At 52.3% G+C, this 22,089-nt stretch carries 22 protein-coding genes; 11 read left to right on the top strand and 11 right to left on the bottom strand.

All coding sequences use genetic code 11. The features are described 5' to 3' along the window. The first annotated feature begins 11 nt into the window (after positions 1-11). Positions 12-905, top strand: a complete 894-nt coding sequence (locus DL239_RS06525; RefSeq protein WP_167683196.1) for a ParB/RepB/Spo0J family partition protein — start codon at positions 12-14, stop codon at positions 903-905. On the opposite strand, the gene DL239_RS06520 is transcribed toward DL239_RS06525, so the two are convergent. Genes DL239_RS06520 through rph form a run of 4 tightly spaced genes read right to left on the bottom strand, consistent with a single transcriptional unit; the run spans position 895 to position 3,726 of the window. Further along, complete coding sequence (locus DL239_RS06520) at positions 895-1,248, bottom strand: YbaN family protein (protein WP_167683195.1); 354 nt, start codon at positions 1,246-1,248, stop codon at positions 895-897. The genes DL239_RS06525 and DL239_RS06520 overlap by 11 nt on opposite strands. A gap of 6 nt (positions 1,249-1,254) precedes the next feature. Further along, positions 1,255-2,409, bottom strand: coding sequence for a radical SAM family heme chaperone HemW (gene hemW / locus DL239_RS06515; RefSeq protein ID WP_167683194.1), 1,155 nt, complete (start codon positions 2,407-2,409; stop codon positions 1,255-1,257). Then, positions 2,402-3,016 carry an RdgB/HAM1 family non-canonical purine NTP pyrophosphatase gene (gene rdgB / locus DL239_RS06510; protein ID WP_167683193.1) on the bottom strand — a complete coding sequence of 205 codons (615 nt, stop codon included), beginning with the start codon at positions 3,014-3,016 and terminating at the stop codon, positions 2,402-2,404. Before rdgB ends, hemW begins: the two co-directional genes overlap by 8 nt. Continuing rightward, positions 3,013-3,726 carry a ribonuclease PH gene (gene rph / locus DL239_RS06505; protein ID WP_167683192.1) on the bottom strand — a complete coding sequence of 238 codons (714 nt, stop codon included), beginning with the start codon at positions 3,724-3,726 and terminating at the stop codon, positions 3,013-3,015. Before rph ends, rdgB begins: the two co-directional genes overlap by 4 nt. A 143-nt stretch (positions 3,727-3,869) precedes the next feature. Here rph and hrcA point away from each other — a divergent pair, with 143 nt between their 5' ends. Together hrcA and DL239_RS06495 are read left to right on the top strand one after the other, a co-directional pair. Beyond that, positions 3,870-4,934: a heat-inducible transcriptional repressor HrcA gene (gene hrcA / locus DL239_RS06500; RefSeq protein WP_167683191.1), complete on the top strand. Its 1,065-nt coding sequence runs from the start codon at positions 3,870-3,872 to the stop codon at positions 4,932-4,934. Positions 4,935-4,943: 9 nt separating this feature from the next. Next, positions 4,944-5,507: a nucleotide exchange factor GrpE gene (locus tag DL239_RS06495; protein ID WP_167683190.1), complete on the top strand. Its 564-nt coding sequence runs from the start codon at positions 4,944-4,946 to the stop codon at positions 5,505-5,507. Between the two features lie 91 nt (positions 5,508-5,598). On the opposite strand, the gene mutS is transcribed toward DL239_RS06495, so the two are convergent. Further along, entirely contained in the window at positions 5,599-8,217 is a 2,619-nt protein-coding gene (gene mutS, locus DL239_RS06490; RefSeq protein WP_206188376.1) for a DNA mismatch repair protein MutS, read from the bottom strand. Positions 8,218-8,639: 422 nt separating this feature from the next. On the opposite strand from mutS, the gene DL239_RS06485 reads away from it, so the two are divergent. Further along, positions 8,640-10,895, top strand: coding sequence for an NADP-dependent malic enzyme (locus DL239_RS06485; RefSeq protein ID WP_167683188.1), 2,256 nt, complete (start codon positions 8,640-8,642; stop codon positions 10,893-10,895). Positions 10,896-10,901: 6 nt separating this feature from the next. Beyond that, positions 10,902-11,774: a ribokinase gene (locus tag DL239_RS06480; protein ID WP_167683187.1), complete on the top strand. Its 873-nt coding sequence runs from the start codon at positions 10,902-10,904 to the stop codon at positions 11,772-11,774. A gap of 71 nt (positions 11,775-11,845) precedes the next feature. On the opposite strand, the gene msrA is transcribed toward DL239_RS06480, so the two are convergent. From msrA to DL239_RS06460, 4 genes are all read right to left on the bottom strand, one after another. Continuing rightward, on the bottom strand, positions 11,846-12,511 hold the full coding sequence (gene msrA, locus DL239_RS06475; RefSeq protein ID WP_167683186.1) for a peptide-methionine (S)-S-oxide reductase MsrA: 666 nt from the start codon (positions 12,509-12,511) through the stop codon (positions 11,846-11,848). 178 nt (positions 12,512-12,689) lie between these two features. Beyond that, positions 12,690-12,974 (bottom strand): SCP2 sterol-binding domain-containing protein, encoded by a 285-nt coding sequence (locus tag DL239_RS06470; RefSeq protein ID WP_167683185.1) that lies wholly within the window; start codon positions 12,972-12,974, stop codon positions 12,690-12,692. A 77-nt stretch (positions 12,975-13,051) separates the two neighbouring features. Beyond that, a complete protein-coding gene (locus DL239_RS06465; protein WP_167683184.1) occupies positions 13,052-13,489 on the bottom strand; it encodes a DUF1810 domain-containing protein in 438 nt (145 codons plus the stop codon). Next, a complete protein-coding gene (locus DL239_RS06460; RefSeq protein WP_167683183.1) occupies positions 13,489-14,712 on the bottom strand; it encodes an argininosuccinate synthase in 1,224 nt (407 codons plus the stop codon). The genes DL239_RS06465 and DL239_RS06460 overlap by 1 nt, the downstream gene beginning before the upstream one ends. Before the next feature lie 137 nt (positions 14,713-14,849). Here DL239_RS06460 and DL239_RS06455 point away from each other — a divergent pair, with 137 nt between their 5' ends. Next, entirely contained in the window at positions 14,850-15,611 is a 762-nt protein-coding gene (locus tag DL239_RS06455) for a hypothetical protein (protein ID WP_167683182.1), read from the top strand. 76 nt (positions 15,612-15,687) lie between these two features. Then, on the top strand, positions 15,688-16,914 hold the full coding sequence (gene ilvA / locus DL239_RS06450; RefSeq protein WP_167683181.1) for a threonine ammonia-lyase IlvA: 1,227 nt from the start codon (positions 15,688-15,690) through the stop codon (positions 16,912-16,914). Positions 16,915-16,930: 16 nt separating this feature from the next. On the opposite strand, the gene DL239_RS06445 is transcribed toward ilvA, so the two are convergent. Then, complete coding sequence (locus DL239_RS06445) at positions 16,931-17,257, bottom strand: Hpt domain-containing protein (protein ID WP_167683180.1); 327 nt, start codon at positions 17,255-17,257, stop codon at positions 16,931-16,933. A 174-nt stretch (positions 17,258-17,431) separates the two neighbouring features. On the opposite strand from DL239_RS06445, the gene DL239_RS06440 reads away from it, so the two are divergent. Then, on the top strand, positions 17,432-18,700 hold the full coding sequence (locus tag DL239_RS06440; protein ID WP_206188366.1) for a PP2C family protein-serine/threonine phosphatase: 1,269 nt from the start codon (positions 17,432-17,434) through the stop codon (positions 18,698-18,700). 36 nt (positions 18,701-18,736) lie between these two features. Here the strand turns inward: DL239_RS06440 and DL239_RS06435 are convergent, their stop codons facing one another. Next, positions 18,737-19,189 carry an NUDIX hydrolase gene (locus tag DL239_RS06435; RefSeq protein WP_167683178.1) on the bottom strand — a complete coding sequence of 151 codons (453 nt, stop codon included), beginning with the start codon at positions 19,187-19,189 and terminating at the stop codon, positions 18,737-18,739. 78 nt (positions 19,190-19,267) lie between these two features. Here DL239_RS06435 and hslO point away from each other — a divergent pair, with 78 nt between their 5' ends. Genes hslO through DL239_RS06420 form a run of 3 tightly spaced genes read left to right on the top strand, consistent with a single transcriptional unit; the run spans position 19,268 to position 21,994 of the window. Then, positions 19,268-20,254: an Hsp33 family molecular chaperone HslO gene (hslO, locus tag DL239_RS06430; RefSeq protein ID WP_167683177.1), complete on the top strand. Its 987-nt coding sequence runs from the start codon at positions 19,268-19,270 to the stop codon at positions 20,252-20,254. After that, the gene (locus tag DL239_RS06425) at positions 20,247-20,840 is read left to right on the top strand and encodes a CoA pyrophosphatase (protein WP_167683176.1); all 594 of its coding nucleotides are present in this window, start codon (positions 20,247-20,249) and stop codon (positions 20,838-20,840) included. The genes hslO and DL239_RS06425 overlap by 8 nt, the downstream gene beginning before the upstream one ends. Then, positions 20,840-21,994, top strand: coding sequence for a CCA tRNA nucleotidyltransferase (locus tag DL239_RS06420; RefSeq protein ID WP_167683263.1), 1,155 nt, complete (start codon positions 20,840-20,842; stop codon positions 21,992-21,994). Before DL239_RS06425 ends, DL239_RS06420 begins: the two co-directional genes overlap by 1 nt. Positions 21,995-22,089 lie beyond the last annotated feature (95 nt).

Here is a 22,089-nt window from a genome sequence, read left to right as displayed (position 1 = left end):
GAGAACGGACTATGTCGAATAAAAAAGGTAAGCCACGCGGTCTTGGCCGTGGATTGTCCGCTCTTATGGCGGATGTAAACCTAGAGCCGACGGCTTCGACGGAGAAGTCCACTCGGAATGTCGAAGTATTCGTACCCATCGAAAAAGTTGTGGCAAACCCCGAACAGCCGCGGCGTCAGTTTGTTCAGGTCGACCTGGATGATTTGACGGCCTCGATTAAGGAAAAGGGCGTTCTTCAGCCGCTGATCGTACGTCCGCGTGATGGCGGGATGTATGAAATTGTTGCGGGTGAGCGCCGCTGGCGCGCGTCGCAGGCTGCGCAACTGCATGAAGTACCTGTTCTTATCCGTGATTATTCTGATCTTGAGGTTATGGAAGTCGCGCTGATTGAGAACATTCAGCGGGCAGACTTGAACGCACTCGAAGAGGCGCAGAGCTACAAGCTTTTGATGGAAAAGTTTGGACACACACAGGAAAAAATGGCCGAGGCGCTTGGCAAAAGTCGCAGTCATATCGCCAATTTGGTCCGGTTGCTCCATCTTCCTGATGATGTGCAAATACTTGTTCAAGAACGTAAATTATCGGCGGGCCACGCGCGTGCTCTGATCACTTCGGACAATGCGTCGGAATTGGCAAAGAAAATCGTCAAAGGTGGACTTTCTGTTCGTGCAACGGAAAGTCTAGTTAAAAAGGATGCGGCTGGTGACGCGCCAAGAGCGAAACGGGTTCCGAAAAAGCTGAATGACAAGGACGCTGACACGCGAGCGTTGGAAAATGACCTGTCAGCGATCATTCGAATGGCGGTTTCAATTGATCATAAGGCGGGTGGCGAGTCTGGAACCGTCACTATTTCGTACGAAAACTTGGATCAACTTGATGAACTTTGTGGAGTTCTTAGCCGCTAGGGCGTGTCCATATGAAGATTAGGACGCAGCTTAGAACGACTGATTGAATAATCAGGACATGTTCAGGCGCACCAAGAACCAGCGATAAAAGGAATACGGCGGCAATCGATACGGTTGCCGCCTTTTTTGCGCTTGTTCGAATGGCGCGGTGTTCGTTCCAATCTAGGATCATTGGGCCGAAAAGAGGGTGTGACAAGATCCAGTTGTGAAGCCGTTCGGAAGAGTTCGCAAAGAAGAACGCTGCAAGTAAAAGAAAGGGGACGGTTGGGAGTAGGGGGAGGACTACGCCAACAACGGCCAGTGCCACAAATAGAAGTCCCAATCCAGCATACAAAAACCGCATTAATTCTCAATCCGCCAATAATTCACGTAGTACAGCATTCAACACGGCCCGACCTTGATCAGTTGCGCGCAATATTGGACCAGTCTGATCCACCATACCCAACTTCACTAGGTCACACACTTTGTCTTGAGGTAATGGATGTCCTGCCAGCCGGGCATATCTGTCGGTGTCTATGCCTTCGACAAGGCGCATTCCCATCATTAGATGCTCTGCGCTATACTCATCTGGGGCTAGGGTAATGTTCTCGCAATCGCCTGAGCCTTCGGAAACGGCCTTCAACCAGGCACCAGGCGCTCGTATGCATTCAGTAGCAAAGCGTTGACCTTTCAAGGTTAGCCTCCCATGGGCCCCAGGGCCTATCCCGATATAATCACCGTAACGCCAATAAATTAGGTTGTGGCGGGACTCGGCTCCAGGTCGGGCGTGGTTTGAAACCTCGTACGCGGGCATACCGTGATCTGCGCAGATATCCTGTGTTGCCTGATACATGTCTGCGGCGCTGTCATCGGTGGGCAGATCTCGTAGTCTCCCACGTGCATAGCGATCACCAAAGGCTGTACCTTCTTCAATGGTCAGTTGGTAAAGTGACAAGTGGTCAATGGCCATTGAAAGGGCTTGATTTAACTCGGCCTTCCAGTCGCTTAGTGTTTGACCTTGGCGCGCGTAAATCAGGTCAAAACTGACACGATCAAAGCAGTTGCGTGCTACTTCAAAGGCCGCCTGGGCCTCCGCTACGGAATGAATTCGGCCCAGTCTGCGTAGGTCTTCATCGTTCAGCGCCTGAATACCCATGGAAATGCGATTTACGCCGCCGTCACGATATCCCGCAAAGCGGCCGGCTTCTACTGATCCAGGATTGGCTTCAAGCGTGATTTCAATATCATTAGCAAAAGGCCAGATATCTCGAGCAGCGTTGATCACTGCCGCCACAGTTTCTGGTTGCATAAGGGAAGGGGTGCCACCGCCAAAGAAAATTGCATTTAACACTCGGTTTGGAACCAATTGTGCGTGTCTCTTTAGTTCACTGACATAGGCCTTAACCCATTTTTTCTGATCAACATTGGCCGTTACGTGGCTGTTGAAATCGCAGTAGGGGCATTTGGCCTGGCAAAATGGCCAATGTACGTACAGGCCAAAGCCCCCATTGCGCCAATCATCCACCGAAACAGGCCTGAACGAAATTTGCGACCGCTTGACCACGGTGGCTTATCTTATGCTTGTCTGCCGGCAACATTTGGGCGCATGTCACATCTAAACCGTCGGGCTGAAACATCGGGTCATAACCAAACCCATTTTCACCACGAATGGGCCAGATCAACTGTCCAGGCATCACACCCTCGAAAACGTCGTCGTGGCCATCAGGCCATGCCAGAACCAAGGTACAGCGAAATTGAGCAGTACGAGGGTAGGGGGCGTCTACCGCTTCCAACTCATTATGTGACCGGGTCATCGCCATCATAAAGTCACGACCATTCTCAGTTTCTGCCCAATCAGCTGTATAAACGCCGGGTGCGCCATTCAAGGCATCAATTGAGATGCCTGAATCGTCGGACAAGGCCGGCAGGCCAGTCGCCGTAGCGGCGGCGTGGGCCTTGATCCGGGCATTGCCAACAAACGTGTCTTCGGTTTCTTCAGGTTCGGGAAGGCCCATCTCACCGGCGCTAACCACAGTGACACCAAAAGGGGCGAGGAGATGTTTCATCTCCTCCAATTTACCCTTGTTGTGTGTTGCGAGCACTAGCTTCTCGCCGGTGAAAGCACGGATCATGCGCAAGCTGCCTTCTGCATCTTAGCCAGTTCGGATGTACCCTTTTCAGCTAGGTCCATCAGTTGGTTCATCTGATCACGAGAAAAGACAGACCCTTCGGCAGACATCTGAACTTCGATCAGTTTGCCAGATCCGGTCATGATAAAGTTACCGTCGACGCCAGCTTCAGAGTCTTCTGGATAGTCCAAATCCAACACAGTCTGGCCGGCATAGATACCACAAGAAATGGCGGCAACAGGATCAACTAAAGGGTCCATCTTAATGTCGCCGGCCTTCATCAGCTTGTTCACTGCCAGACGCAGCGCAACCCAGCCACCTGTGATCGACGCGCAGCGGGTGCCGCCATCAGCCTGCAGGACATCGCAATCGACTGTTATTTGACGCTCACCCAATGCAACCCGATCAACGCCGGCGCGTAGCGCACGACCGATCAGGCGCTGGATTTCAACAGTGCGACCACCCTGCTTGCCGGCCGCAGCCTCCCGGCGCATCCGGGTGTTGGTAGCACGGGGCAGCATACCGTATTCAGCAGTGACCCAACCCAGGCCTGAACCTTTGATGAACGAAGGAACCCGCGGTTCGATTGAAGCAGTACACAAAACATGTGTTTCGCCCATTTTAATCAGGCAAGAGCCTTCGGCGTGTTTGGTGAAACCAGTCTCGATTGAGACGGTGCGCATTTGGTTCAATTCTCGTCCGGAGGGTCGCATGGGATATCCTTTGTTGGTTGACTTCGGGATAGCCTTCGACGCCCTTGTGATGCAAGCCTGATTGACCTTTTGCTACCAGCCTCTTTAATGGCAGATAGGCGCTAATTGTCCTATACAGCGGGCAGACGACATGCAGGAATGAAATGAACGACTCCAGCAATATCCTGAAGGACATGAATGACCGCTCCCGTGAAGTATTCCGGGCTGTGGTTGAAACCTATATGGATAGCGGAGATCCAGTTGGTAGTCGCACCTTGGCCCGCAGCCTGAGCGAACAAGTCAGCGCCGCAACAATCAGGAATGTTATGCAGGATCTGGAACATCTGGGTTTGCTTGACAGCCCGCACATCAGCGCCGGCCGGGTGCCTACACAGCTTGGTCTGCGGATGTTTGTTGATGGGTTTCTTGAAATTGAGGACGTTAAGTCTCAGGATCGGCAGAAAATTGATGCGACTCTAGGTGGGAATTCTGCCGATGTTGGCGGCATGTTGGATCGTGTCGGCTCGGCCTTGTCCGGTGTCACCCAAGGCGCATCATTGGTCCTAACACCCAAGCATGAAGCAGAAATTCGTCATATAGAGTTTGTTTCGCTAGCACAGGATCGTGCATTGGTGGTTTTGGTCTTCTCGGATGGCCAAGTTGAAAACCGTGTGTTTACTCCGCCGCCGGGACAAACACCCAGTTCGATGCGCGAGGCAGCTAATTTCCTGAATGCACTGATCGAAGGTAAGACACTGTCGCAGTTGCGTGGTGTGATCCAAACAGAGATAGCTAGCCGCCGGCAAGAGATTGACCTGTTGTCGCAGGATATGGTCGAAAGTGGTTTGGCGCTTTGGCAGGATGAAGGCGAAGACTCGGCGCGTTTGATCGTGCGCGGACGTGCGAATCTTTTGGAAAGTGGCGATCAGGATGAGGGGCTAGACCGTATCCGAAGTCTGTTTGATGACCTTGAACGTAAGCGGGATATAGCCGAATTTCTGCAACTGACCGAAGACGGCGACGGAGTGCGCATTTTTATTGGCTCTGAGAACAAACTTTTTTCACTTTCGGGTTCCTCTTTGGTGGTGTCTCCCTATATGAACTCGGATCGAAAGATCATTGGCGCGGTTGGGGTGATTGGCCCCACTCGGCTGAACTACGGACGGATTGTGCCGATTGTGGACTACACGGCGCAGCTGGTCGGAAAACTGATTTCCGACCGGAGTTAGAGGTGAAACATGGCAGAGCCCAAAAACGAAGATTTCCTGGACGACATTGATACCGCTGAGGCGGAAGAGTTGGCTGAGGAGTTCGCTGAGATTGATGACGAAGCTCTGGAGCTGGAACAGCTTCGGGCGGAACGGGATCAGTTGAAAGACCGGTTCATGCGTGCGCTGGCTGATGCTGAGAATTCGCGTAAGCGTGGCGACCGGGCTCGCCGCGACGCCGAGCAATATGGTGGCTCAAAACTAGCCCGCGATATGCTGCCGGTTTACGATAACATGAAGCGGGCGCTGGATTCGATAACTGATGAGCAGAAGGCAGGATCCGCTGCGCTAATCGAAGGTATCGAGTTGACCATGCGCGCACTGTTGGACGTGTTCAGTAAGCACGGTGTTCAGAATATTGCACCGCAAATTGGTGATCGGTTCGATCCTCAGATGCATGAAGCGATGTTTGAAGCACCGGTACCAGGCACTCGTGCAGGCGACATCATCCAAGTCGCAGCCGAAGGCTTTATGTTGCATGACCGCTTGCTGCGCCCCGCTCAGGTTGGCGTGTCGTCGACACCAGCCGGCTAAAAGACGTACCATTCCAAGGAACGGTACGGGCCTCCGGCAGAGGTATTTAGGACAAGAAGAAAGGGCGGATCCTAAAAGATCCGCCCTTTCTTTAGTTACCAGCCTCTTTCAGCCGGTAGAGCACTTCGAGCGCTTCACGTGGAGACAGATCGTCAGGGTGAATAGTGTCCAGCAATGTTTCAAGAGGTGACGGTCCCTTGGGAGCGGTCGGCTGCGGTGGCGGTGCGGCGGCAAATAGGGGCAGATCGTCAATTTGGATTTTTGACCCAGATCCATCCCGGTTCGATTGTTCCAGCATATCCAAAACATTCCGAGCGCGCGCGACCACAGTTGTCGGAAGACCTGCTAGCTGGGCAACTTGCACACCGTACGAGCGATCTGCCGCGCCTTTGCGGACTTCGTGGAGGAAAATTATTTCGTTTTCCCATTCTTTGACAGTGACCGTAGCGTTGTCAACACCCGCCAGTGAAGCAGCAAGTTGGGTTAGTTCGTGGTAATGCGTCGCGAACAAGGCGCGCGATTGGTTGGTCTCGTGCAGATGTTCCAATGTGGCCCATGCAATTGACAGACCATCATATGTGGCTGTGCCGCGGCCAATTTCGTCCAAGATAACCAGTGCACGATCATCGGCTTGGTTCAAAATGGCGGCGGTCTCGACCATTTCAACCATGAAAGTGGATCGACCGCGCGCCAGATCATCAGACGCCCCAACGCGGCTGAAAAGCTGACTGACGACACCGATATGGGCCTTGTCTGCTGGTACATAACTGCCGATTTGAGCCAGCAAAGCGATTAGTGCGTTCTGCCGCAGGAAGGTGGATTTACCAGCCATGTTTGGACCAGTTAGCAGCCAGATGGCCGCACCGTCAGAGGCGCTTAGATTACAGTCGTTTGCAATGAAAACATCACCGCCTTGTTGGCGCAGTGCCTGTTCAACAACCGGATGTCGTCCGCCAGAAACTTCGAATGCCCGGCTTTGGTCAACATGCGGGCGGCTCCAGTTCTCACCTGTCGCCAAATCAGCAAAACTGGTCAACAAATCCAACTCCGCCAGTCCACGTGCGGCACTGTTCAGGGGTGCGGAAATACCCAAAATAGTGTCAGAAATCGCGGAATAGAGCCGTTTTTCGATCTCTAACGCCTGGTTTCCGGCATTCAGGATTTTGGTTTCTATCTCACTTAGCTCTACTGTAGTGAACCTAACCTGATTGGCGGTGGTTTGGCGGTGGATATAGCTTTCGGACAATGGCGCGGACAACATTTTGTCTGCGTGCGTTGCGGTGGTTTCGATGAAATATCCCAGCACATTGTTGTGCTTGATTTTCAATGACGTGATGCCGGTATGTTCCGCATATTGCTTTTGCATCGCAGCAATGACCGACCGGCCTTCGTCTCGCAGGGTTCTGGCCTGATCCAATTCGTCATCGTAGCCGGGTGCAATAAAACCGCCATCACGGGCCAATAGTGGAGGCTCGGCGATTAACGATGCATCCAGGACTTCTAGTAGGTCGTCAAACCCCTGTAGACTGCCGATAGCGCCGACGATTAGTTCAGGTAGGTTCAATTCCTGACACAGAGAGGCGATGGTTTCAGCCTGGGTCAGGCCATTACGAATTGCGGCCAGATCACGTGGACCGCCCCGGTCCAGCGCCAGCCTTGATAGTGCGCGATCCAAATCCGGACTTTGTCGCAGAGCATTTCGCAATTGCTCTGCCAGTTGCCTCTGGTCGACGATAAAATCCAATGCAGCCAACCGGGTATGGATTACGGCAAGATTACGCGATGGGCTGGATAGGCGTTGTTCTAGTAAGCGACCACCACCAGGAGTGACAGTGCGATCCACAACCGACAACAAGGACCCAGAACGACCACCAGACAACGACCGTGTGAGTTCCAAATTGCGCCGAGTGGCTGCATCGATCTGCATGACCCGATCTTCGGCTTCTTGTTCGGGCACCTGTAAAAGCGGTAGTTTGCCCTTTTGGGTGATTTCCAAATAGTCGATCAACGCGCCCATTGCCGAGACTTCGGCGCGCGTAAATGTTCCGAATCCATCCAAAGCGCTGACCTTGAACAACGAACAAATGCGTTTTTCGGCGGCAGTGCTGTCAAAACTGGCTTTGCCTAGCGGTGTCAGGGGGATTTTGTACTCGTCTGCCAAGGGCCGGATGTGATCATAGGCAGGGCCATCGGCGACGATCAGCTCGGATGGGCCCAATCGGGCCAGTTCAGGAGATAGACGGACCCGCGCGACTGGCATCACGTGAAACGCACCGGTTGAAATATCCGCCCAGGCCAGCGCAGCCTGATCGCGTAACTCGGCATAAGAAACTAGGAAATTATGCCGCCGCGCCTCAAGCAGAGAGTCCTCGGTCAAGGTGCCCGGCGTTACCAGACGCACAACATCGCGCTTTACCACCGACTTGCTGCCGCGTTTTTTGGCTTCAGCTGGTGTTTCTAGCTGTTCACCCACCGCGACGCGGAAGCCTTTGCGGATCAGCGTTAGCAGATATCCCTCGGCTGCGTGAAACGGCACACCACACATCGGGATATCATCACCGTTGTGTTTGCCGCGTTTGGTGAGCGCGATGTCCAATGCCTCCGCCGCATTCACGGCATCATCAAAGAACATTTCGTAGAAGTCACCCATTCGGTAGAACAGCAGCGCGTCAGGATACTGCGCCTTGATGTCAAGATATTGTGCCATCATAGGCGTGACTGTGGCCAAGGGACGATCTCCGGTTTGTCGGAAGGGTTGCGGTACGCGCGACTTTACAAAGCTGCTGTGGCGGGGAAAAGCAGAAACAAGTCAACAGAAGGTCTAATAGCGGGCAACGGTACAGGCTGGAAGAACGGCTTATAATGGTTTCAATGCTTCTTTGAAGGACTTGATGAAAAGATGTGAAACTAAAAAAGTGAACCCTGAGGTATAGAGTGGCGTCACCAACCTAGGTATTTTTGCCATTAACGACCTAGTTTCAATATCTTGTCAAATCACCACCATAATACCTGTTAAGTAATTTCATTTCTCGACTTACCTCTATGCGCGCAAGAAAATTTCGTCAAACTCCGTTGAGAAGGTCTGCAGGCTAGGTTATGACGCTTGGGATAGTCAGAGGAATTTCCCAGCCCATGCCCAAAGCAAAAATAACAAACGAAGAGGCTTTGGCCTTTCACCTAGAACCAACCCCCGGCAAGTTCGAGATCTCGGCGACTGTGCCGATGACCACGCAACGTGACCTTTCACTGGCTTACTCACCCGGAGTAGCAGTGCCATGTGAGGCAATTGCGGAAAATCCGGCGCTTGCATACGACTACACCAACAAAGGTAACCTAGTTGCGGTGATTTCTAACGGTACTGCGGTGCTGGGGCTGGGCAACTTGGGCGCGCTTGGCTCAAAGCCAGTGATGGAGGGCAAGGCGGTTTTGTTCAAACGCTTTGCTGACGTGAATTCGATCGATATCGAGTTGGATACCGAAGACCCAGAGGCGTTTATCAACGCGGTCAAGCTGATGGGGCCAACCTTTGGTGGTATCAACCTAGAAGATATTAAGGCGCCAGAGTGCTTTATCATCGAACAGCGCCTAAAGGAAGAAATGGACATTCCGGTGTTCCATGACGACCAGCATGGCACAGCTGTGATCTGCGCCGCCGGACTGATTAATGCGCTGCATATCTCGGGTAAGAAGATCGAGGACGTGAAAATCGTTCTCAACGGGGCAGGGGCCGCTGGCATTGCTTGTATTGAGTTGCTCAAATCTATGGGCGCGCGGCACGACAATTGCATCGTGTGTGACACTAAAGGGGTGATTTATCAGGGTCGCACCGCAGGTATGAACCAGTGGAAATCGGCGCATGCTGTTCCCACCGATCTTCGAACACTCGAAGAAGCGATGGATGGCGCTGATGTGTTTCTAGGTGTTTCGGCCAAAGGCGCGGTTACTCAGGATATGGTGCGGGCTATGGCACCTAACCCGGTGATCTTTGCGATGGCAAACCCGGATCCGGAAATCACTCCAGAAGAGGCGCATGAGGTCCGCGAGGACGCAATCGTTGCGACCGGGCGGTCAGATTACCCCAATCAGGTCAATAACGTATTAGGTTTCCCTTATCTGTTCCGCGGTGCGCTGGATATCCATGCCCGTGCGATCAATGATGAGATGAAAATTGCCTGCGCCCATGCGCTGGCTGCCTTGGCTCGTGAAGATGTGCCAGACGAAGTAGCGCTCGCTTATGGCAAGACACTGACCTTTGGCCGTGATTACATTATTCCGACCCCGTTTGATCCTCGATTGATTCACCAAATCCCGGTTGCGGTTGCCAAGGCTGGTATGGATACCGGTGTTGCCCGCCGCCCGATTATCGACATGGAGGCCTACGAGCTAAACCTGAAGGGCAGGATGGATCCTACGGCGTCGATTCTACGTGGCCTGAATGCGCGCGCGCGTACAGCCCAAAGTCAGATGATTTTTGCCGAGGGTGACGACCCACGCGTGCTGCGTGCCGCTGTCACCTACCAACGCTCCGGATTTGGTAAATCGCTGGTGGTTGGCCGTGAAGATGATGTGAAAAGAAAATTGGAAGAGGCCGGTCTCGCTGATGCAGTGAGCGAGTTGGAGGTCGTAAACGCAGCCAATACTCCGCATTTGGATACGTACAAGGATTTCCTCTATTCTCGTCTGCAGCGTAAAGGGTTTGATCTCAAAGACGTACACCGTCTAGCAGCCCGTGACCGTCATGTGTTCTCTTCGTTGATGCTGGCCCACGGCCATGGTGATGGCCTGGTGACCGGCGCAACCCGCAAATCTGCGCATGTGTTGGATCAGGTCAATCATGTTTTTGATGCCGATGCCGCACAAGGAGCAGCGGGAGTGACAGCGTTGTTGCACAAGGGCCGGATCGTTTTGATCGGCGATACCTTGGTGCACGAATGGCCTGATGAAAATGACCTAGCCAATATTGCAGAGCGCGCCGCTGGAGTCGCCAGTCACATGGGCCTGGACCCCCGCGTTGCATTTGTCAGCTTCTCCACTTTTGGCTATCCCGTTTCTGAACGGGCTGAGAAAATGCACTTGGCCCCGGCAGTTCTGGAACAGCGCGGTGTAAATTTTGAGTTCGAAGGAGAAATGACAGTCGACGTTGCGCTGAATGCTTCAGCTCAAGAGGCCTATCCTTTCTCACGATTGACTGGCCCCGCCAATATCTTGATCGTACCTGCTCGCCATTCGGCCTCGATCTCGGTCAAATTGATGCAGGAAATGGGTGGCGCAACGGTAGTTGGCCCGATCCTGAGCGGGGTGGACAAGTCGATCCAGATCTGTGCAACCAACTCAACCGCCAATGACATTCTCAACATGGCAGTGTTGGCTGCCTGCGATATCGGGTAAAATACTATGGCAATTTGGAATTTAGGTTCGATCAACGCAGACATGGTTTACGCCTTGCCGCATTTACCTGCGCCAGGGGAAACCCTCGCGGCGACGGATCTGCAGCAATTTCTGGGTGGCAAGGGTGCCAACATGTCTGTTGCTGCAGCGCGAGCTGGGTCCCACGTCTGCCATATCGGTGCAGTCGGAGCAGATGGAGTTTGGGCAGTAGACCGGCTGACGGAATACGGTGTCGACACACGTCACATCGCCGAAACCGATACCCCAACCGGCCATGCCATCATTGCAGTGGACCGTCAGGCTGAAAATCAGATCATTCTGTTTCCTGGCGCCAACCGAGAAATATCCACTGATCAACTTGGACAGGCTCTAACACAGGCCGAATCCGGCGATATTCTGATTATACAGAATGAAACCAATATGCAGGCTGAGGCTGCAAAAATGGGCCGTGATTTGGGTTTACGTGTCTGTTATGCTGCTGCACCCTTTGATGCTACAGCTGTGCAGTCGGTTTTACCATTTCTGGATCTTCTATTCCTGAATGAGGTAGAAGCCCAACAACTTCAGCAAGCAACTGGAAAAACCCCGATGGAGTTGGGCATTGCAGATGTGATTATCACACTCGGAGCCAAAGGCGCGCGTCACTTCTGCGCTGAAACTGGGGAAATACAGGACTTTCCTGCACATAGGGTAACGGCCGTTGACACAACAGGGGCCGGCGACACGTTTACCGGCTACGTCCTTTCTGGTCTCGACCGGAGTTTACCGATGCCCCAAGCAATGGCCCTGGCTGCCCGTGCTGCTGCCCTGATGGTGACGCGACCTGGCACAGCAGATGTGATCCCAGACCTGAAGGAGGTACAAGAGGCCAGTTTTTAAGCACTGAAACTCCTATTCGCCTGGCCAAAAATATCCCGGGGGTTCAAAGGGGGCTGGCCCCCTTTGCCTCATTAATGCTCCTTAGCAAACGGGGCGGCATCCCCCCACAGCTGCGACACTCGTGCATCACGGCCGCAGGCTAACCGATAACGCTTGTACGCTTCTGACTGACGCTTTGGACCAAATCTGGTGAATACCAGACTACGGCCTTTGTAGTAATCTTGATGATACGCCTCGGCTGGATGAAACTGTGCGGCCTGTAAAACCGGCGTTACAATCGCCTGTCCCAAATCGGCCTGCGCCTCAGTCTTAATTTGCTCAACAAGAGCCAATTCCTCTGCGTTAGAGACAAAAACTGCCGTTCGGTAACTCTCACCTCGGTCACAAAACTGCCCCCCCGCATCAGTAGGATCCACCGATCTAAAAAACATCTCTACCAATGTTTTCCGACTGACCGTTTCCGGATCAAAGAAGATCTGCACCGCCTCATAATGGCCGGTTCCGCCTTTGCTTACCTGCTTGTAAGATGGGTTTTCACTGACACCACCCGTATAGCCTGAAATGGCGGCACTTACCCCGGCCACCGATTCAAAATCACTTTCAACGCACCAAAAACACCCACCAGCCACAACCAGCACCTCTGGTTGTTGCGCATGGGCTTGATGCACCCGCATAACACCCGCGCCTAGCACCAAAACGGCCAATACTAAGAGCCTCAGATTGTCAGAAATACGCATCACGGTCTCCTTTTGGCTAACCCTGACTGGCGGAAAATCTGAGCTCAATAGGGTGAAACCAAATGTCACGACCTGGTGAGTGAAGTTTACTGTTTTAACCGGTGGTCACGAATACAGAGCGCCGTTTCAACACCCTCATGCGCTTTACCGCTAGAAATGCCGAAAGATGGGGTAGGGTTCAGCCCAAAAGCTTCCCGAGCTTCATAGCAACTGACATATCGCCCGAAATTTTAAGCTTGCCCATCATTACCCCTGTCATTGGGTTTAGCTTTCCGGTTAGCAATTTAACCAGATTATCCTGTGACAGGCGGATGGTGCAGTCGGTGTCCTGCTCCATGGTGCTGGCCTTGTTTTCGGCCAATACAATGGCGCCATCATCGCCACAGTCGAATTTCAGAGATCCATCAAAATGGGTACCATTCAACCCTGTTTGAATTTGGTCTGCGATGTCTTGAAGTGTCATATTTTTCTCCCTGCCCGAGCTAGCGCTAAATCGGAAAGGGAAATTGGGCAATGCTGACCAAAGGTGAAGCTTGAAAATCAGACCCCAGAAAGTGTCTTGACCGTTAGCGGGCAAAACTCGCCATCATAAAAAGCCTCAAGAACCTGTACAAACTCTGACGCTGCACCGGGCACAGCCGCAAACAGTGTCATGGAAGAGCGCAATTTCTTTGCGTCTGTAGCGCCAAATATTTGCTCTGCGTCGCTGTCTGTGTGTGACAGAACCAAACGACTAACTTCAATCAATCGACGGTTCAGCTCAGGGTGGGCCAAATAGGCAGTCGCCTCACTCAGATCCTCGATCCCGTAAAGCTGAGCCATATGGGATTTCCCCAATTCAGCGAGTTGGGGAAAGACAAACCACATCCAGTGGCTTGCCTTTTGACCTGCTTTCATCTCGGCCAAGACATCGTTCCAGACGGTGTCCTGAGCCTCGATAAACATCTCTAATTCATCAGAGAAGTCGTCTTCTTCCATTACTTGACCCGTTTGTTCCGCATCGCAATCAGCTTTAAGCGTAGGGCCTGCAATTGGATAAATCCAGCGGCATCTTTCTGATCATATGCGCCGGCGTCATCTTCGAACGTCACGTGCTCTTCAGAATACAGCGAATGCTCGGACCAACGGCCTACACAGGTGGCAGAACCTTTGTACAGCTTCAGACGTACAGTACCGGTGACGTGCTCCTGGCTGGCGTCGATCGCAGCCTGTAGCATTTCCCGCTCGGGTGAGTACCAGAAACCGTTGTAAACCAGCTCGGCGTACTTTGGCATCAGCTCGTCTTTCAAATGCATCGCGCCGCGATCCATTGTGATCGACTCGATACCACGGTGTGCTTCCAGTAGCAGTGTGCCACCCGGAGTTTCGTAGATACCTCGGGATTTCATGCCAACAAAGCGACCCTCTACCAGATCCAGACGACCACAGCCGTGCTTGCCGCCGTACTCGTTTAGCTTGGTCAGAATGGTCGCAGGTGACATCGCTTCGCCATTGATGCTAACTGCGTCGCCTTTTTCAAAGCCAACTTCGATGAACTCAGGTTCGTTTGGCGCATCTTCGGGGTGTACAGTTCGCTGGTACACATAGTCCGGTGCAGCAACAGCGGGATCTTCCAGAACTTTACCTTCGGAAGATGTGTGCAGCAGGTTGGCATCAACCGAGAAGGGGGCCTCGCCACGTTTATCTTTGGCAACCGGAATTTGATGCTGTTCGGCGAACTCCAGCAAACGAGTACGCGAGGTCAAATCCCATTCACGCCAAGGTGCGATCACCTTGATGTCGGGGTTCAGCGCATAAGCGGCAAGCTCGAAACGAACCTGGTCATTGCCTTTACCAGTCGCACCGTGTGCAACGGCGTCGGCGCCAGTCGCTTCGGCGATCTCAACAAGACGCTTGGAGATCAGCGGGCGTGCGATCGAAGTACCCAGTAAATACAGGCCTTCGTATACCGCGTTGGCGCGGAACATTGGGAAGACAAAATCGCGAACAAATTCTTCGCGTACGTCTTCGATATAGATATTTTCTGGGGCAATTCCCAAAAGTTCCGCCTTGGCTCGGGCTGGTTCCAGCTCCTCACCCTGACCCAGATCGGCGGTAAAGGTAACTACCTCACAGCCGTACTCGGTCTGCAGCCATTTCAGGATGATTGAGGTATCAAGGCCACCGGAATAGGCCAGAACAACTTTTTTAGGCGCGGACATGGATTTTCCCTCTTCAGCAGAACGATTGGCCGATAGCGGTTTTCGCAGTCGAGGGCAAGGATTTCCGGGGTTTTCGAGCTGACTTGCGCAGTCTAGGGTCCACAGCAGATTTAGTATGAGATTTGGAAGGACGAATTATGAAGGGTTGGAGCATTTTTTCGCATTCGGTTGGCATGGTGACCCGCAACCTGTCCGAGGCGATGAGAGTTGCATTAGTGCCTGTGTTGATTGGGTTTGTACTGATTGCAGCATTGGTAATGACTTCTGGGCTGTCGATGGACACCATGACTGACGAAGCAGCTATGGAACAGATGTTTCAAGAAGATGGGGTGGGTGCGTTTTTCCTAACTTTTTCTCTGTCTATCCTAGTCTTCTTCATAATGGAGTTGTGGATTTTCGTATCCTGGCACCGGTTTATTCTGCTTGAAGAATATCCCAACGGCTGGGTCCCCGAATTTCGTTTTGACCGAATTCTGGCCTATGCCGGCCGGGGCATAATGATTGGAATTATCGTCATGCTACTGTGGATCCCTGCGATGATCTTGACCTTTCTTCTAGGCCCGCTGGCCATTATCGGCGTGCTGGGAACAGTTCTCTTTATGGTTGTTCTAATCTATCGGCTGGTTGCTATTCTACCCGCTGCCGCTATTGGCAGGCCATTGACGATTGGTCAGGCATGGGAAGCGACGAGAGGGTCGTCGGGGACTATTCTGGTACTGATGGTTGTTATTTTTCTGGCGCAAATTCTCCTTCAGGTCGTGAGCGGCCTGTCGATGATGGTTTTCCCACCACTTGGCATCGCATTTCAGCTGTTCGCTGCACTGGTGATGTCACTGGTGAATGTCAGCATTCTGACCACTTTTTACGGTCACTACGTTGAAGGTCGTGAAATCGGCTGATTACAACGGGTATTCTTATGCTAGCTTTCGTGCCTGCCCCTTGCCATGGGGGCGTGCATAGGCCACTCAATAAGATATGATTGATTTCCAGACACAGGCCCGCGCCGCCGAAGCTGCCATGCGCGACGTGTTCCCTGCAACACCGTTGCAGCGGAACGCCCATCTCTCCGAACGCTTTGGCGCTGAGATCTATCTGAAGCGCGAAGATCTGAGCCCAGTTCGGTCCTACAAGCTGCGTGGCGCCTATAATGCCATGCGAAAGCAGCCAGATCAGGACCTGTTTGTCTGTGCGAGTGCCGGCAATCACGCTCAGGGTGTGGCCTACATGTGCAGCCATATGGGGGTGAAGGGCGTGATTTTTATGCCAGTCACAACACCTCAGCAAAAAATACAGAAAACCCGAATGTTTGGCGGTGATCAGGTCGAGATCCATCTGGTTGGTGACTACTTTGACGATACTCTTTCGGCGGCGCAGGAGTGGTGCCAGCGCGAAGGCGGACATTTTTTGTCTCCTTTTGACGATGCAGATGTGATCGAAGGCCAAAGTTCGATCGCGGTAGAGGTTGAGACTCAACTAGGCCGCACACCTGATCATGTAATTTTACCTGTGGGTGGAGGAGGAATGTCCTCTGGCGTGGCAAACTGGTTTGGTGACCGAGTGCATTGCCTGTTTGTTGAACCTGAGGGAGGTGCCTGTCTGCGGGCCGCTTTGGCTGCCGGGCACCCAGTTTCACTGGATTATGTAGATACTTTTGTTGATGGTGCTGCGGTCGGGCGGATCGGGGTGATGCCCTTTGCCTTGTTACAGCATGTACCCTTGCCGGATGTGCTGAGTATCGCTGAGGATAGAATTTGCGCCACGATGATCGAAATGCTGAATGTTGAGGGAATTGTACTAGAGCCAGCCGGAGCATTGGCGGTTGAGGCGCTGGGCGATGTGCGATCGTGGATACGCGGGAAGACAGTGGTTTGTATTACTTCAGGCGGCAATTTCGATTTTGAACGACTGCCCGAAGTCAAAGAACGCGCGCAACGCTACTCAGGAGTGAAAAAGTACTTTCTGCTCCGCCTTCCACAACGTCCCGGCGCATTGAAAGAATTCCTTGGAATTCTTGGTCCAGAGGATGATATTGCCCGTTTCGAATACATGAAAAAGTCAGCGAGAAACTTCGGGTCTGTGTTAATTGGTCTTGAAACCAAACGGCCCGAAAATTTCCCAAAACTGTTCGCCCGGCTTGATGCAGCCGGCTTTACTTACACTGATATTACCAACGACGAAACTCTGGCTCAGTTCGTGATTTAATCAGGTTGAGCGGAGCTTAGAATCGTGTAGGTAATTCACTGATAAAAGTCGTCTTAGAAGCTTGATATTCAGCAATAATCGAAGGAACATCAACAGTTGCGGCCTTGCCCTCACAGGACATCCGCTCTCCATCTTGACATAGCGAAGAAAAAGTTTGAAATCCAAGGCTCAATGCGCTGCCCTTGAGGAAGTGCAAATCCTGTTCCAGCTGTGTTCGGTCGTTTGTTTTGGCGAGTTTATCAATGACTTCTTCAACTTCTTCCAAGAATAAATCGATAACTTCTCCAAAATCTTCTGCGCCGACCTCTTCGCGCAACTCTGTCACTCTTGGCCAGTCAATCATGGAATAATTCCTGTTACATAACGCTAATTTCACTGATTATAGCAATAGTATGTAAAAGTATGGTGAACAGGGGAAAAAAGGTCAAATTGTAAGGTTCATAGCTTATTAAGCGGCAGGTATGATATTGTTGACAGTTACCGCATATCCGCCGAGATTAACGAGGTCCATTCTGTGTTGGCAGACAATACATTTAAAGACGAAGAACAGGTCGACAATGGTTCGATTCGTAGAGTTCTAGTAGTCGACGACAGTCGGCTTCAGCGCCGCATTCTTGTGGCGTCTTTAAAGAAATGGGGATTTGAGGTTACCGAGGCCGAGAGCGGTGAAGCGGCTATGGAAATCTGCAATCAAAATCCGCCTGATCTGATTCTGAGTGACTGGATGATGCCAGGCATGAACGGTTTAGAGTTCTGTCGGGAATTCCGCGAGAAATCTAAGGAAAGCTACAGCTATTTTATCCTGCTGACTTCAAAAAGTGAAAAAAACGAAATAGCCGAAGGTCTGGATGCTGGCGCGGATGATTTCCTGACCAAACCTGTCAGTTCGGATGAGCTGCGCGCGCGAATCTCTGCCGGCGAACGCATCTTGCGGATGCAGCGTGAGCTGTCAGAGAAAAACCGCATTGTTTCTGATACTTTGGATGAATTGCAGCGGGTCTATGACGCGATTGACAAAGATCTGGTCCAGGCCCGTAAAATCCAACAATCTTTGGTACCTGAACTGTCGCGCGATTTCGGTTCGTCTTCCGTTAGCTTGCTACTAAAGCCTTGTGGTCACATTGGCGGCGATCTTGTTGGAATGTTCTCTCCCGGGGTAAACCGTTTGGGCTTCTACTCAATCGACGTTTCCGGGCACGGGATTACCTCAGCCATGATGACTGCCCGTCTAGGCGGATATTTGTCTTCGACCCACTTTGATCAGAACGTCGCAATGGAGAAACGCTTCAATCGTTTCTATGCGCTGCGCCAGCCTGAAGAGGTGGCCAGCCTACTAAACGCTCGGCTGATAGCGGATACCGGGATCGAAGAGTACTTTACCATGGCCTACTGCACTGTAGACCTGCGAAGCGGTTTGCTGAAAATGGTTCAGGCCGGCCACCCGCATCCATTGGTTTTGAGAAAAGACGGAACAACTGAATTTATCGGTGAAGGTGGGGTGCCAGTTGGGCTGCTCCCCGATATTCCTTATTCACAGATGGAAACCGTCTTAGAACCGGGTGATCGGCTGCTTCTTTACTCGGATGGCTTTACCGAAGCACGGCTAGAGAATGGCGAAATGCTTGAACCAGAAGGGTTGTTGGAACTCATTGAAAAATGCGATTCCAAGCATAGTGGCCAGGAATTTTTGGATGACTTGTATTGGAACCTTACTCAGGTCATGTCGTCCGAATACGGTTTAGAAGACGATGTTTCGGCTACAGTGTTTGAATACAACGGCGTTTGATCCCTTGCTTTGAAAGGGGTTTCGCCGTTGTCTGATCTAGTAACTAGCCATTGGCATAGTGAATTGCATAGCAAAATGGCGATCACCAGGATTGCCAAGAAGACCAGCAGCTTTTTCTTGATCCATCCAGACAGCTTCGTGGTTCTTTTCCCTTGGTGGGCCAAGTTGCAAAACCGGTCGCGCTACAAAAATATGGCAGAGCTTTTCGGCCCATAGATCATATTCTGGCATATACACAAACCGACGAAACACGCCCAATTTCCGTGGTGTGGCTATATTCCAACCCGTTTCCTCATGAACCTCACGGTGCAGCGCGGAAATTGGTGACTCTCCAGGATCGATGCCGCCGCCGGGCAACTGTAGATCCGGGTCCGGGTCATATTGGCAGGTCAACAAAAACCGGCCATCTCTAGGTAGCAGAGCATAGGCACCGGGTCGGCGAGTATAGCGTTGACCATTCTGTGGCGGCTCTCCAAATCGTCTGATCACGCAGTGACCCCTTTCATCCAAATGTGATAACCCTATATACGCTCGATATGCCAACCCTGGGCGTACAAGGAAACCCCCATGACTCTTGGAACAAAAATCGCTTGGGACGATACAGTCCTGCCCTTCCAACTGGATAACGTCGACATGCGTGGCCGCGTGGCGCGACTTGACGGTGTGCTTGACGGTATTCTCAAGCAACATGACTATCCGCCACAGGTCGAAGCACTGGTGGCCGAAATGGCGTTGCTGACCGCATTGATCGGGCAGACGATCAAGCTGCGCTGGAAGCTGTCACTACAGGTTCAGTCAAAAGGCCCGGTGCGAATGATCGCTACGGACTATTATGCCCCCCAAGCTGAGGGCGAGCCGGCCCAAATTCGTGCCTATGCCAGTTATGACGCAGAGAGACTGACCGACGGAACGCCGTTTGATCAGGTCGGCGACGGATACTTTGCAGTCATGATCGATCAGGGTGACGGAAATAAGCCTTATCAAGGGATTACCTCTCTAGATGGTGAATCCATTTCTGTCTGTGCCGAGGCATATTTTGCCCAGTCCGAACAGTTGCCGACTCGGTTCAATCTTAGCTTTGGCAAATCGTCGGAACCGGGAAATCCCGAACATTGGCGGGCTGGTGGTATCATGTTGCAGAGCATGCCCAAGGCGTCACCGTTTGCTGCCCAAGCTGAAGGCGACGGGGCGAACTTGACCGCCACAGATCTGGTTGATGGTGAAGAGGGCGAGAACTGGAACCGGGTCAATATACTTCTGAATACTGTCGAAGATCTGGAACTTATTGGTCCTTCGGTTCCACCTACAGACATTCTGTTGCGCCTGTTCCACGAAGAAGCGCCAAGGGTATATGATCCCCAGGCAGTCAAATTTGGCTGCACCTGTTCCGAAGACCGCGTGCGTCAAAGCCTGTCGATCTATTCGGCGAAAGACCTTGAAAAGATGACGACTGACAAGGGGCGAATCACTGCGGACTGCCAATTCTGCAGCGCGCATTACGATCTTGACCCGAAAACGGTTGGGTTCGACGCGGAGAATCCGCCGAGTGCCTGATTTGATCGAAACCCTACGAGAGGCCTTAGATTACTCTGGGGATGGCTCGTCTGATTTTGATCTGAACCCTGACTTTAAGCTCCCGGCAGGACGAAAAATGCGCCCTGCCGGCGTTCTTGTAGCCATTTCTGTTACCAGCAATACGCCGCAGGTGATCCTGACCAAACGGTCCTCCGCTTTGAAGCATCATCCGGGTCAGATTGCATTTCCCGGTGGCAAGCAAGACGAAGGCGATAAAGATGTAACTGATGCCGCCCTACGTGAAGCTTGGGAAGAAATTGGTCTGCCACGTGACTTGCCAGAGGTAATTGGTCACCTACCAGACCATGAAACCGTAACTGGCTTTCAGGTCACGCCTGTTGTCGCTCTGCTGAAACATGAATTTCATCTAAAACCTGAGCCGGGAGAAGTGGACGAGGTGTTCTCTACACCTCTCGCTCATCTTTTGAATTTGGATAACTATCTAATAGAGTCCCGGCGTTGGCGTGGGGTGCAAAGGCACTACTATACCGTACCGTTTGGTCCCTATTATATTTGGGGGGCCACCGCGCGAATGTTGCGTGGGTTAGCTGTGCGAATGAAATGATGACCCAGATCGACCAATCCTGGCTAAAGGACGCAGCCACCCAAACAGTTTGCGACGCAGTCACCGCAAAAGGAGCGCAGCTGTACTTTGTCGGGGGATGTGTTCGCAATGCGCTGATGGGCGTTCCTGTCTCAGACCTGGACCTGTCGACAAACGCCCACCCCAAGACGGTGATAGATCTGGCAAAGCAGGCCGGGTTAAAGGTTATACCAACTGGGATTGATCATGGGACTGTTACAGTCATCTGTGATGGTATCCCGTTTGAAATTACAACGTTCCGCAAGGATGTCGCCACCGATGGCCGCCGCGCAATGGTGGCTTTTTCGAATGACATAGCCGACGACGCGGCGCGGCGAGATTTTACGATGAATGCAATCTATGCCCGTCCGGACGGCAGTCTGGTGGACCCGCTGGGTGGCATGGCAGATCTGGATGCGCGACGTGTGCGTTTCATTGGCACGGCTCAAAACCGCATCCGCGAGGATTATCTACGCTCGCTGCGATACTTCCGGTTTCACGCTTGGTACGGTGATCATGAGGCTGGGTTTGACCCCGAAGCCCTAGCTGCGATTGCCGCCAACCTAGATGGTTTGGGCCAGCTATCGCGTGAACGGGTTGGAGCTGAATTGTTGAAATTGCTGGCTGCTGATGATCCGGCACCGGCAGTAGCAGCGATGCGGCAGGCAGGTGTGTTGTTGGAACTATTGCCGGGATCCGATGATCGCGCTCTGGCCCCGCTAATACATCTTGAGGCTGGTTTGAAACCTGATCCGATCCGTCGTCTTGCGGCGCTGGGCGGACCGGAAATGGGTGAACATCTTCGACTAAGTAAAGCGCAGTCTAGCAATTGGACTATTTTGCGCGACCAAGCTGTAGCAACCACAGGGGCCGCAGAGCTGGGATATCGCTTGGGCGAAATTCAGGCGCGCGATGTTCTGTTGCTGCGATCTGCATTGCTAGAACAGCCCCTAAGTCCCAACTTAGAGACTGATATCTCGCGGGGATCTTCGGCTAAATTCCCACTTTCGGCAATAGACTTGATGCCAGAAATTACCGGCAAGGCCCTAGGTCTAACACTCAAGCGGCTTGAGGCAGACTGGATATCATCCGAATTTTCACTCAACCGTGATACGTTACTCTCCAAGCTAAACTAAACCACAGCGCCACCAAAGCGCGTGACAAAGCCAAAAATCTGCCCTAAGCATATCGCATCGACAACTGTCATATGACGGAGGAATGCATATGTATC

It is taken from the genome of Parasedimentitalea denitrificans (genome assembly GCF_011813015.1).
In the GTDB taxonomy this organism is placed as follows: Bacteria; Pseudomonadota; Alphaproteobacteria; order Rhodobacterales; family Rhodobacteraceae; genus Parasedimentitalea; species Parasedimentitalea denitrificans.
The sequence above is the reverse complement of the archived record's forward strand: the minus strand, read 5'-3'. Positions and strand labels throughout refer to the sequence as shown.